General features: G+C 73.7%; 13 protein-coding genes. 10 read left to right on the top strand and 3 right to left on the bottom strand.

Going from position 1 to position 11,655, the window contains the following annotated elements:
- Positions 1–10 precede the first annotated feature (10 nt).
- A complete protein-coding gene (locus AC2AXK_RS00625) occupies positions 11–1,717 on the top strand; it encodes a sensor histidine kinase (protein WP_484343396.1) in 1,707 nt (568 codons plus the stop codon).
- On the opposite strand, the gene AC2AXK_RS00620 is transcribed toward AC2AXK_RS00625, so the two are convergent.
- The 3 genes from AC2AXK_RS00620 to AC2AXK_RS00610 are packed head-to-tail and all read right to left on the bottom strand — an operon-like array spanning position 1,714 to position 5,041.
- Positions 1,714–2,856, bottom strand: a complete 1,143-nt coding sequence (locus AC2AXK_RS00620; protein WP_484343395.1) for a hypothetical protein — start codon at positions 2,854–2,856, stop codon at positions 1,714–1,716. The two genes, AC2AXK_RS00625 and AC2AXK_RS00620, sit on opposite strands and share 4 nt — an antisense overlap.
- Positions 2,853–4,127: a glycosyltransferase family 2 protein gene (locus AC2AXK_RS00615; RefSeq protein ID WP_484343394.1), complete on the bottom strand. Its 1,275-nt coding sequence runs from the start codon at positions 4,125–4,127 to the stop codon at positions 2,853–2,855. Before AC2AXK_RS00615 ends, AC2AXK_RS00620 begins: the two co-directional genes overlap by 4 nt.
- 2 nt (positions 4,128–4,129) lie before the next feature.
- Positions 4,130–5,041: an ATP-grasp domain-containing protein gene (locus AC2AXK_RS00610; RefSeq protein WP_484343393.1), complete on the bottom strand. Its 912-nt coding sequence runs from the start codon at positions 5,039–5,041 to the stop codon at positions 4,130–4,132.
- 171 nt (positions 5,042–5,212) lie between these two features.
- Between AC2AXK_RS00610 and ssd the strand changes: the two genes are divergently transcribed.
- The 9 genes from ssd to AC2AXK_RS00565 all read left to right on the top strand — a co-directional run bounded on the left by ssd (position 5,213) and on the right by AC2AXK_RS00565 (position 11,632).
- Positions 5,213–6,022, top strand: coding sequence for a septum site-determining protein Ssd (gene ssd, locus AC2AXK_RS00605; protein ID WP_484343392.1), 810 nt, complete (start codon positions 5,213–5,215; stop codon positions 6,020–6,022).
- Positions 6,019–7,185: a TadA family conjugal transfer-associated ATPase gene (locus AC2AXK_RS00600; protein ID WP_484343391.1), complete on the top strand. Its 1,167-nt coding sequence runs from the start codon at positions 6,019–6,021 to the stop codon at positions 7,183–7,185. The genes ssd and AC2AXK_RS00600 overlap by 4 nt, the downstream gene beginning before the upstream one ends.
- A gap of 16 nt (positions 7,186–7,201) precedes the next feature.
- Positions 7,202–7,918 (top strand): hypothetical protein, encoded by a 717-nt coding sequence (locus AC2AXK_RS00595; RefSeq protein WP_484343390.1) that lies wholly within the window; start codon positions 7,202–7,204, stop codon positions 7,916–7,918.
- On the top strand, positions 7,915–8,520 hold the full coding sequence (locus AC2AXK_RS00590; RefSeq protein WP_484343389.1) for a type II secretion system F family protein: 606 nt from the start codon (positions 7,915–7,917) through the stop codon (positions 8,518–8,520). Before AC2AXK_RS00595 ends, AC2AXK_RS00590 begins: the two co-directional genes overlap by 4 nt.
- Positions 8,521–8,723: 203 nt before the next feature.
- Complete coding sequence (locus tag AC2AXK_RS00585; RefSeq protein WP_484343388.1) at positions 8,724–8,948, top strand: DUF4244 domain-containing protein; 225 nt, start codon at positions 8,724–8,726, stop codon at positions 8,946–8,948.
- Complete coding sequence (locus tag AC2AXK_RS00580) at positions 8,948–9,364, top strand: TadE family type IV pilus minor pilin (protein WP_484343387.1); 417 nt, start codon at positions 8,948–8,950, stop codon at positions 9,362–9,364. The genes AC2AXK_RS00585 and AC2AXK_RS00580 overlap by 1 nt, the downstream gene beginning before the upstream one ends.
- On the top strand, positions 9,361–9,714 hold the full coding sequence (locus tag AC2AXK_RS00575; RefSeq protein WP_484343386.1) for an Rv3654c family TadE-like protein: 354 nt from the start codon (positions 9,361–9,363) through the stop codon (positions 9,712–9,714). Before AC2AXK_RS00580 ends, AC2AXK_RS00575 begins: the two co-directional genes overlap by 4 nt.
- Positions 9,715–9,945: 231 nt before the next feature.
- Positions 9,946–10,119 carry a CsbD family protein gene (locus tag AC2AXK_RS00570; RefSeq protein WP_484344229.1) on the top strand — a complete coding sequence of 58 codons (174 nt, stop codon included), beginning with the start codon at positions 9,946–9,948 and terminating at the stop codon, positions 10,117–10,119.
- Positions 10,120–10,342: 223 nt separating this feature from the next.
- Positions 10,343–11,632, top strand: coding sequence for an aspartate aminotransferase type Ic (locus AC2AXK_RS00565; protein WP_484343385.1), 1,290 nt, complete (start codon positions 10,343–10,345; stop codon positions 11,630–11,632).
- Positions 11,633–11,655 lie beyond the last annotated feature (23 nt).

Here is an 11,655-nt window from a genome sequence, read left to right as displayed (position 1 = left end):
CCGACCGGTCATGACCGGCAGCGCGGTGGCGCGGGGTGGCAGCGCGTGGTCGGGCGACGACACCATCGGTCGGCGCCAGATCCCCGTCACCATCGGGGTCGTGGTCGCCGCCGTCGTCCTGCTCACCGCAGGCACCCCGGCCCGACCGTCGTTCATCGTCGTCGCCACGGCTCTGGCCGTCGGCGTGCAGCTCGGCGCGGCGTTCGGGCGCTGGTCACACTGGCCCCTCGAGTTGGCCTACGTGCCGCCGGTCGTCCAGATGGTCGCGATCGTGCTGCTCGACATCGGCACCGGCCTCGACACCATGGTGTTCGACGTCCTGCTCATGGCTCCCGTCCTCGGTCTCGCCGCACTGCCGCTCCGGGGGAGCCTGGCGCTCGCCCTGACGGGCGCGGCAGTGGTGCTCCTCGTGCCGGTCGTCCTGGACACCGGCCGGTTCCAGCCGATCCTGCACGCCATCGTCACCATGGTCGTCGTCGGACCGATCGCCGTCGGCGTGCACTCGATCGTCCGTGTCTCGCGCACCCAGGCGGAGGATCTCACCACCGCGGGGGAGGCGCTGGCCCTCGCCGCGCGGGAGCTGCGCGACTCCCGGGACACGCTCGCGAGCATCCTCGCCGCGGCGACCGAGCAGGGCTTCGTCGCGACGGACATGCGCGGGGAGATCGTCTCGGTGAACGCCGGCGCCGAGCGCATCTTCGGGAGGACCGCGACGGACCTCGTCGGGCGCAACGTCGTGGAGCTCGTCGCTCACCACCCCGACCCGTTCCAGGCGGCACTCGCGGACGAGCGACCAGGGTTGGCCGAGCTGGTCGGGTCCGCAGCGGACGACGGCAGCGTCGTCACCGAGTGGGTCGGGCTCCTCGCCGACGGCGCCCGGCGTGACCTCGAGGTCGTCGTGACCCCGAGGCCGGCCCTGGCGGGGGCCACGCCGGAGCTGCCGGCGGGTTACCTCTTCGTGGCGACCGACGTCACGCGCCGGCACGAGGAGGAGAGCGCGCAGGACCAGTTCATCGGCCTCGTCAGCCACGAGCTGCGGACTCCCCTCGCGACGATCCTCGGATACGTCGAGCTGCTGCTCCTCGACGACGACAGGCTCGACGCGGAGCAACGCGGCTACCTCGAGGTGGTCGAGCGCAGCGCCGAGCGGCTCCGCGGCCTCGTCGACGACCTCCTCACCAGCGCCCAGATCGTGGCGAACGGATACCCCCTCGACCCCGCCGAGGTCGACGTCGTCCAGGTGGTGCACGACGCCGTCGAGAGCGAGCGCCCGACAGCCTCCGCGGCGGGCGTGACGTTCCGGCTCGGCGGTGACCCGACGGTCCCGCTCGTCTCCGACGCGCAGCGCCTCACCCAGGTGGTCACCAACGTCGTGAACAACGCCGTGAAGTACAGCCCCGAGGGAGGCGTCGTCGACGTCACCGTCACTGCCCACGACACGCCGGACCGCGGACGGGCCGCCCGCATCCGCATCGTCGACCATGGTCGGGGCATCGCGCCCGACGAGCTCGAGCACGTCACGGAGCGCTTCTACCGGACGCGCGACACCCGTCGGCTGAGGGTCCGCGGCGTCGGCCTCGGCCTGTCGCTCGTGCGCACCCTCGTCGAACAGCACGGCGGGACGATGGCGATCACGAGCGAGCCTGGTCGGGGGACGCAGGTCGACATCCTCCTGCCGGACCTCCGCCCGGGGCCGTCGACGCCTGCGGACCTCTAACCGTCGCGCGCCTGTGGCACCCAGACGGCGGCGAGCGCCGTCCAGCACGGCGCAGACATGAGGGACAGCGGGGTCACGTGGACCGAGGTGACGCCGTTGGTGCCCGCGAGCCGCACTGCCTCCGACATGGTCTCCACGGAGACCGGCTGGACGCCGTCGGGCCCCCACAGGCCGACCGACACGGTGAACCGGTCGAGGTCGGCGCCGCTGCTCGCCAGTGCGGCGGTGAGAGCCTCCACCTCCGGGACGGACCGTTGGAACGAGCCCACGTAGGCCCACACGACGAGCTGGTCGACGGACCGGAGCAGGATCTCGAAGTCGTGGCCGCTGGACGCGTCCCCGGCTGCCAGGTCCGCCCAGTCGACGCGGACGTCCATCGCGAGCTCGATCTCGCGCCCCTCACCGCCACGGACCTCGTCGAGTGCTGACCGCATGCGCCCGAGAAGGTCGGCGACGAGCTCCGACCGCCAGGTGCCGAGCTCGGGGGCTTCCTCGTCGATCTGGCCCGCGGGGTCGCGCGGCCAGTCCGTAGCGCCGGTCATCTGCTGGTAGAGCGCGAGGTCGTCGGCGCCGAAGCTGAAGTAGCTGAGGAACAGCTCCGTGACCGTGATCTGGCTCGGCCCGTAGCGCTCGCCGAGGGCCACGACGTACTCCACGAGCCTGTCACCGACCGGGCCGTCCGTGATCGCTGTCGCCGAGGCCTGGTAGGCGTTCGGCTGTCCGTCGGCCGCGACGCCCGCGATCGAGGGGTCCTTCGCGATCCATGCCGGGACGTAGGCGTCCACGACGAGGCCCACCCGTCGTGGGGTCCCGTCGGCGGAGGTCTGCAGGGCGCGCGCGGCGCGCGCGAGATGGTCGGTGCCGGGTTCACCGGCCGCGTCGGGGTAGGCGTCCCAGTCGAAGGCGGTGAACTCGACGCGTCCGGCGTTGAGGTCGACCGCGTTGGCCTCCACCTCGTCGAGCCTGTCGTCGATGGCGGTCCAGTCTGTCGCAGGGTCGATGACGAGACCGAAGTCGACGCTCATGGCCCGCACGTGCGCGGGTCGCTCCACCCGGGGCAGGAGCGGCGGCACGTCCTCCCACGGGCGAGCGACGAGGAGCGACGCACCGACCAGCGCCACGAGTGCCCCGAGGATCATGACGAGCCACGGCCATCGTCGTCGACGAGGCCCCGCACGGAGACCGTCCCGCTCCTGTCGAGTTTGTTCCATCGTTCCTCCGCGTTCTGGAGCTCGAGCCGGGCCGCGTCGACCATGACGAACGTCATGAGCGCCGAGTACGCGGGCCACAGGACCACCGTCCACAGGTAGCGCAGGTCGCCGGGGGCGTGGTCGAGGAGGATCGCGAGAAGGAGCAGCGCCAGGGAGACCGGCAGGCCGACGAACACCAACCACGGCCACCACCACCCAGGCAGCCATCCCGTCCCCTCGACGGCCACGACGACCGCGAGGGCGGCCACCCCGGCGACCTGCATGAACGGCGCGACGATCTGCGCCAGGCTGTTGTAGAGGAGGTAGACGCCGAAGCGTCCGTAGCGGGGGTTGCCGACCATGGACAGGTGCATCGACGTGACCTGCAGGAGCCCGCGCGCCCAGCGCACCCGTTGGCGCCACAGGCCCCGGACCGTCGACGGCGACTCGGCGAAGACGAGAGCGTCCGGCGCGAAGGTCACCCGGTAGCCCGCGCGGTGGATCCGCCAGGTGAGCTCGAGGTCCTCACCGAGCGTGTGGGTGCTCACCGGACCGGTCCGCTCGAGCGCACCGCGCCGGAAGGCGCCGACGTTGCCGGACACGACAGGCAGACAGTCGACGACGTCGAGGGCGCGCCGCATGAGTCCCGTCCCGAGGTGGCTGATGAGGGACAGCAGGCGGGTGAGGACATGGTCGAGGTTGACGGGCCGGTCGTTGCCGCAGACGGCGCCGACCTTCTCGTCTCGGAACCCTCGCAGCAGGCGGGTGACGGTGTCTGGCCGGAAGAGGCCGTCTGCGTCGACGAGAAGGATGACGTCGCCCTGTGCCCGGGCGATGCCGAGGTTGAGTGCGGCCCCCTTGCCGGCGTTCTCCTGGTGCAGCGTGACGACCTGCGGATGAGCGTCCGAGAGGCGTCCCATGATCGCGGCGGTGTCGTCGGTGGAGCCGTCGTCGACGCAGAGGATCTCGAGGTGGGGATAGTCGCTGCGCAGGACGGAGCGTACGCACTGCTCGATGACGACGGACTCGTTGTAGGCGGGGACGACGACGCTCACGTTCGGGGCCTCGTCGAACACCGGCCCGTACCCTGCCAGGCCGGTCCCGTCCCGACGCCGTCGGACCTCGAACACGAGGGCGAAGGGGACGAGCGCGAGCCGCACGCCGCCCACGACGAGCAGGGAGGCGCCGACGACGATGAGCAGCGCGACGAGGACGCTCATGGTCAGCCCGGCCAGTCCCCGAGCACCGCGTCGAGGACCTCCGGGGCAGCGTCGCACACGGCGCCGAACCGAGCGTTGACCTCGAGGACCACCGGCGTCCCGTCGGCCGTGCGGCGGACGTCCATGTCCAGGGGCCCGACGAGGTCCAGCGCCTGTGCTGTCCGCACCGCCACGTCTGCCACGTCCACGACAGCGTCCGGGGTCGGCCGTGCGACGGCCGTCGCGTTACCGACGCGCCCTTCCCGGCGCCCCGCCTTCTCGAGGACGACGACCACGCAGCGGCCCGACGTGGGGGACCGGTAGACCTGCGGGCTGTACTCGACGCCCGGGGCGAACTCCTGGAGGACCCACGAGGCGTCGAGGGTCTCCCACACAGGGTCCTGGGGCTCCTCCACGACGTGGACGCCCCGCCCACCCCGAGCGACGCGCGGCTTGACGACGACGGGCCTCCCCTCCGCCCACGCGAGCGCCTCGGCAGCCGAGCCGATGCCGGCGGCGGACCGGTGCCGGGGGACCGGGATCCCGTGTCCTGCGAGCGCCCACATGGTGAGGAGCTTGTCTGCGGCGACGGCCGTCGGGCCCGGTTCGGACAGGACGACCCTCGTGCCGAGTCCCGCGGCCCGGACGAGGACCGCGAACCGGAGGAGCTCCTCGGAGACGGTGGCGACGACAAGGTCCGGGTCGCGCCGGGCGAGCAGGTCGAGCATGGCGGTGTCGTATGCCGGGTCTGTCGCTGCGGGTGCGGGTTCGATCATCTCGTAACCCTCGACGGGGCGCGGGGCGAGGTCGACTCCGAGCAGCCGCGTCGATCCCGCGCGCTCGGGGCGGGAGAGCTGGGCTGCGAGGGCCCTTCCGGCTGGTCCCGCGGCGCCGGTCACGAGGATGGTGCGCCGTCTTTCTCCGGTTATGCCCATCTTTGGATGATACGGGGGGTGCTGTCGGTGCGCAGCGGCGGGACGTGCTCCCTCGATGTCCCCCACAGGTCGGTGTCTCCGGCGGTCGCGCACACGCGGGGGTCTCTCGGACCCGGGGGCAGGCAAGGACTGGCGAACCTGGTGGGACATCTGTCGAGGAGAGGGACGCGCATGCCGTTCGAACAACGCCCGGGCGACACCGTGCGGCGCGAGGTGATCGGCGTCGTGGGGGCGCGGGGTGGCGTGGGGGCGTCCGTCCTCTCCGCGACCCTCGCGCTCGTCGCCCGTCGGGGCGGGGAGCGCGTCACCCTCGTCGACTGCACGCCGTGCGGCGGAGGCACCGACGTCGTGCTGGGGATCGAGGAGGAACCCGGTCTTCGCTGGCCCGACCTCCACGCCGCGCGGGGTGAGGTCAGCGGTGACGAGCTGCGGGCGCTCCTGCCCGGTTGGCAGGGAGTCGCCGTGCTCAGTGCGGACCGGCGCCGTCCGGCACCCCTGCCGGACGCCGTCCACGCGGACGTCGTACGCGCCCTGGCCGCGGTGAGCGACGTCGTCGTCGACGTCCCCGCTGGCGAGGTGTCACGGTGGGGCCCTCACTGCACGGCGCTCGTCGTCGTCGCACGCTGCGACCTCACGTCTGTGGCGGGAGCGGTCGCGGCACTCGCCGCCGCTCCCGAGGTCCCGGTGGGGCTCGTCACGCGCGGACCGGCGCGCGGCCGACTCGCGCCGTCCGACGTGGCGCGGGCCGTCGGCGTCGATCTCTGGGCGGACCTGCGCACCGACCCAGCACTGCCCGGGCGCCTCGAGCGCGGCGAGGGCCCGCGTGCGCACACGGAACGCGGCCGTGCTGGCGACCTCGGCAGAGCAGCGCGGGCCGTGCTCGACGCGAGCAGGTCCCACGTGGCGCGAGGACGGAGCGGCATGTGGCAGGGCCCGCCGGTGGGAGCAGGCGTGGGCGAGCCGCGACGGCGCGCCTCATGACCGACGACGGCATGCTCGCGTCCGTCCGGCGCCGACTGGCCAGCACCGGCACCGCCCCGACCACGGACGAGGTCGTCGCGGCCGTACGCTCCAGCGGACCGGTGCTCGGCAGCACCGCGCTCGCGGAGATGATCCAGGAGGTGCGCTCGCAGCTGCTCGGCGCCGGACCCCTGCAGCACCTGCTGGATTCCGAGTCCGTCACCGACGTGCTCGTCAACGGGCCCGACGACGTCTGGGTCGATGCGGGACGCGGGCTCGAGCGCGTCCCGCTCTCGCTCGGCAACCCGCGAGCGGTACGTGACCTCGCTGTCCGGCTCGCTGCGTCGGGCGGGCAGCGGCTCGACGACGCGAGCCCCACCGTCGACGCCCGGTTGCCCGACGGAACCCGACTGCACGCCGTCCTCGCGCCGTTGTGCACGGAAGGGGCCGTCATCTCCCTGCGGACCATGCGGTCCCGCGCGTTCACCCTGCCCGAGCTCGTCGCGGCGTGGATGGTCCCTCCGGCCTGGGAGCCGGTGCTGCGTGCCCTCGTCCGTGAGCGGGCGAGCATCCTCGTCTCCGGCGCGACCGGGACGGGCAAGACGACGCTCCTCGCCACCCTCCTGTCCCTCGTCGACCCGGCCGAACGGATCATCACGATCGAGGAGGCGCGCGAGCTCGCGCCGTCCCACCCGCACGTCGTGCACCTCACGGCGCGGCACGCCAACGTCGAGGGCACGGGAGAGGTGAGCCTCGCCGACCTCGTGCGCAACGCCCTGCGGATGCGTCCCGACCGGATCGTGCTCGGTGAGTGCCGGGGCCCGGAGGTCCGCGACGTCCTCACCGCGCTCAACACCGGCCACTCGGGAGGCTGCGCCACGATCCATGCGAACACCGCAGCAGACGTGCCCGCGCGGCTCGAGGCGCTCGCCGCCCTCGCGGCGATGTCCCGCGAGAGCCTCGCTGCTCAGGCGCTCAGCGCCCTCGACGCCGTCGTGCACCTGCGTCGGGTCGCCGCGGCGGACGGCGAGCGGCGGCGGTTCGTCGGCGAGATCGCCGTCGTGCGACGGGACGAACGGGGACAGCTCGTCGTGCGCCCCGCCCTGCGCTGGGACGGGATCGGGGCGCCCACCGAGCACGCGGACTGGCAGCAGCTCGCCGAACGGCTCGGACCCACCGGATGAGCGCGGTGGCCCGGTGGTGACGTCTGCGCTGCCGGGGATGCTCGTCGCGCTCGCGGTCCTCGCCCTCGCCCCACGCGGGCGCCGGGTCCGCGTCGTCGGGAGGCAGGGCCCGCGGTGGAGCGGATCGCGTCGGGTCCGGGGCCGGGGACGTGCGGAGGTGACGATGGAGGTCGTCGTCACGCAGGTCGCCGCCCTGCTGCGCAGCGGCCTGCCGCCGCAGCGCGCGTGGGAGCTCGGCAACGTGCGTGTCGACGTGCACGGCATCCCGGACGCCACGGACCTCGCTGAGCGTGTCCTCGGGTCGGCGGCGCGCGCACGCCGCGGGACGCGCCTCGACGCCCTCGTGGGTGGGCGGCGCAGGTCCCGCGCGGCGCAGGCGGCGCAGCGGCAGGCCGCGGCCGTCGTCGCGGCCTGCCGTCTCGCCGCGGAGGTGGGAGCACCCCTCGCGGCGGTGCTCGAGTCGATCGTCGCCACCCTCGTCGCCGCCGCCGAGGCGGAAGCCGACCGGGATGCAGCCCTGGCCGGGCCACAGACGACGGCGCGCGTGCTCCTGTGGTTGCCCCTCGTCGGCGGGGCGCTCGGCTCCGCGCTCGGCGCAGACCCCGTCCGGCTCGTGCTCGACGGCGGCCTCACGGCGCTCGCACCGGTGACCGGGGTCGTCCTCCTCCTCCTGGGACGGACGTGGAGCGCGCGTCTCACCGACCGGGCCCGCGTGGCGGGGAGTCCCGCGTGACCGCCGTGGACGAGAACCTGGCCGCAGCCGTGAGCGCCGGGCTCGTCGTCGCTGCTCTCGCGTGGTGCGCCCTCGCTCCGTGGCGCACGGCGGGAAGGCGCCGGTTGCACGTGCTGCGCGGGACCGGGCGCGGCCTCCCGGGCCGAGCCGCTGCGCGACAGACCGGCGGTGCGCCGCCGGTCCAGCTGGCCGTCGTGCTCGACCTCCTCGGCGCTGCGCTCGGGGCCGGGTGCGGGGTTCCACCGGCGCTCGCCGCCGCCGGGCACGCCCTCGGGGGCGAGGACGGTGCGGCGCTGCGGGCCGTCGCCTCCGCCCTGCTCCTCGGAGCAGACTGGGACGGGGCCTGGGCGACAGCCCCTGACCGGTTCCGTCCCGTGTGCGACGCGCTCCGGCCGGCCTGGACCCACGGCGCCGCGCCCCGGGAGGGTCTTCGCGTGGCAGGTGTCCAGGTGACGAACGAGGCGCGTGCTCGGGCGCGTACCGCCGCCGCGCGCCTCGGCGTCCACCTCGTGCTGCCGCTGGGTACGTGCTTCCTCCCGGCGTTCGTGCTCATCGGCCTCGTGCCCGTGCTCGTGTCCCTCGGGTCCGGCCTGTTCGGATGACCGCGGTGTCGGTGTCGGCGCGGCGCCCGGCCGGGTGCGCGCACTGAACACGTCCCGCACAGGTCACCCGGTGCCCGGGACGTCCACACGGGGTGCGGTGCCGGTGGCCCGGGGCCGCCGCACCGCCGCACGCTCGGTGCATCCGGCGGGACCGACGGCGACCGCGCCCCGGCAGCCGGGTCGACACAGGAAGAGGCACGCCCATGACACGCCAACGGGAAGCACGCACGAGCCGGATCCGACGACGGTGGGGGCACGCGGTCGCGATGGTGCGCTCCGGCGCGGACGACGGGATGGCGACGGCCGAGTATGCGATCGCGACCATCGCCGCCGTCGGGTTCGCCGGACTGCTCATCGCCGTGCTCAAGAGCGAGACGGTCCGTGGGTTGCTCAGCGGACTCATCAGCACGGCACTGAGCGTCGGCTGATGCGCACGGACCACCGCCGGGGGTCGCCGGAGCGTGCGACGTGGGTGCCGCGCGGCGATCGCGGGGCGGTCACCGCCGAGCTCGCGGTGGCGCTCCCCGCGGTGGTCCTCGTCCTCGTCGCGGTCCTCGTCATCGCCATGGCCGGGACCTCGCAGATGCGGGCAGCCGACGCCGCTCGTGCCGGTGCGCGCGCAGCGGCTGCGGGTGAGTCGGACGGACGCGTCCTCGAGATCGCCCAGCAGCTCGCAGGAGGTGACGGGACGGTCACGACCGTCCGGGCCGAGCCATGGGTGACGGTCCGTGTGACGACGCCGGTGGGCGGGGGCCTGTTCGGCGCCGGACCGCTCTCGGCGTCTGCGGAGGCGACGGCCTACCTCGAGAGCGCCGTGGCGGACGCGGCCGGTGGTGCGAGATGAGGCCGGACGCGAGGGACGCAGGCAGCGGGACCGTGCTCATGCTCGGGGTCGTCGCGGTCGTGTGCCTCCTCGCTGCGGTCGTCGCCGCGCTGGCGGGGTCGAGCAACGCCCGCGGCACCGCGCGAGCTGCGGCCGACCTGGCGGCCATCGGCGCGGCGAGCGCGCAGATGCACAGCAGCGACGACCCGTGCGCCCGGGCGCGCGCGGTCGCCGGGCGCAACGACGCGACGGTGAGCACCTGCTCCGACGCGGGGGACGGGGTGTTCGTCGTGAGCGTGCAGGTCCCTGCTCCGGGCGGCCGCTCCGCGGTGGCCACGGCCCGTGCCGGCCCCGCGTCGGCAGCACGCTGAGGTCGTCCGTGCCCGGCTCCGTGGTTGCGGTCCGGGTTCCACGTGCGTTCGCCGGTCGCCGTCGCGCTGCGGAATCTCGCGGTCCGCGCCCTGCCGGGTGGGCATGCGGCCGCGGCGGGCGCTGCCCTCACCACGTGGCGGGTTCCCTCCGGCCCGACGTCCTCCTGATGCGCCCACGCCCGGATCGCCGTACGGTCGAAGGACATGCCCCCCCGATCGGAAGGAACCCTCATGAGCCTGGGTGACAAGATCTCCAACGCCGCTGACGACGCCAAGGGCAAGGCGAAGGAAGCGACCGGGAAGACGACCGACAACGAGCGCCTCGAGGCCGAGGGCAAGGGCGACCAGTCGAAGGCCGACCTCAAGCAGGCCGGCGAGAAGGTCAAGGACGCCTTCCGCGACTGACCGCCCGCCACGGCGCACGCACCACCACGGCCCTTCGCGCCCCACGCGCGGAGGGCCGTCCGCGTGTGCTGGGGCTTGTCGTCGGACGGGTCCGGGCCCTCGTCCCCTAGGATTCGAGGCGGGCATGGACGTCGACGCGCAGGACCGCTCGGCCCAGTTCCATGAACAGCTTCACGACCCGCTCCGCTGAACCCACCGCGTGCCGCCCCCGGAGGTTGCCAGGATGTCTGCCCACACCGCGATCGAGTCGCTGAGCGTCGACGAGCTCGTCGCCGAGCACGAGCGACTGAGCAGCCAGTACGCGCAGCTCCAGGCGCGGGGCCTCACGCTCGACCTCACGCGTGGCAAGCCCGCCCCCGAGCAGCTCGACCTCTCGAACCGGCTGCTGTCCCTCCCGGGCGACGGCGACTTCCGCGACGGCGCGGGTACGGACACCCGCAACTACGGCGGCCTCCTCGGCCTGCCCGAGCTGCGCGAGATCTTCAGCGAGCTGCTCAACGTCCCGGTGGAGAACCTCCTCGCCGGCAACAACGCGAGCCTCGAGATCATGCACGACCTCGTCGTGTTCTGCCTGCTGCACGGCACCGTGGGCTCGCCGCGCCCGTGGTCGCGTGAACCGGTGGTGAAGTTCCTCGCCCCGAGCCCGGGCTACGACCGGCACTTCGCCATCACCGAGTCCTTCGGCATCGAGATGATCCCCGTCCCGCTGCACGCCGACGGCCCGGACATGGACGTCGTGCGGGAGCTCGTCGCGAACGACCCGGCCATCAAGGGCATCTGGACCGTGCCGACGTACGCGAACCCCACGGGTGCCGTGTACTCCGAGGCGGTCACGCGCGAGCTCGTGTCCATGCCGACCGCAGCGCCCGACTTCCGCATCTTCTGGGACAACGCCTACGCCGTGCACACCCTCGTCGAGCACGGCGCCCCGGCCCTCGACGTCCTGGGCATGGCCGCCGCGGCGGGCAACCCGGACCGTCCGTTCGTCCTCGCGTCGACCTCGAAGATCACCTTCGCGGGGGCCGGCGTGAGCTTCTTCGGTGCCTCCGCCGACAACATCGCCTGGTACACCACGCACTACGGCAAGAAGAGCATCGGACCGGACAAGGTCAACCAGCTCCGTCACCTGCGGTTCTTCGGTGACGCCGCGGGCGTGCGGGCGCACATGGCCAAGCACCGGGCGATCCTCGCGCCGAAGTTCGCGCTCGTCCTCGAGATCCTCACCGAGCGTCTCAGCGGCCGGGACGTCGCGACGTGGACGACGCCGGAGGGTGGGTACTTCGTCAGCCTCGACGTCGTGCCCGGGACCGCGAAGCGCGTCGTCGAGCTCGCCAAGGCGGCCGGCATCGCACTGACCGGCGCCGGGTCAGCGTTCCCGTACGGCACCGATCCGCTCAACCAGAACATCCGCCTGGCGCCCAGCTTCCCGTCCCTCGAGGACGTGCGCGCCTCGATGGACGGCGTGGCGACGTGCGTGCTGCTCGCTGCCGTCGAGCACCGGCTCGCCCGGTAGCGGGCGGCTGTCTCCTGGAGCCG

Source organism: Sanguibacter sp. Z6_81, assembly GCF_057180625.1.
Note: the sequence above shows the minus strand (reverse complement) of the source record. Positions and strands in the feature narration are given on the sequence as shown.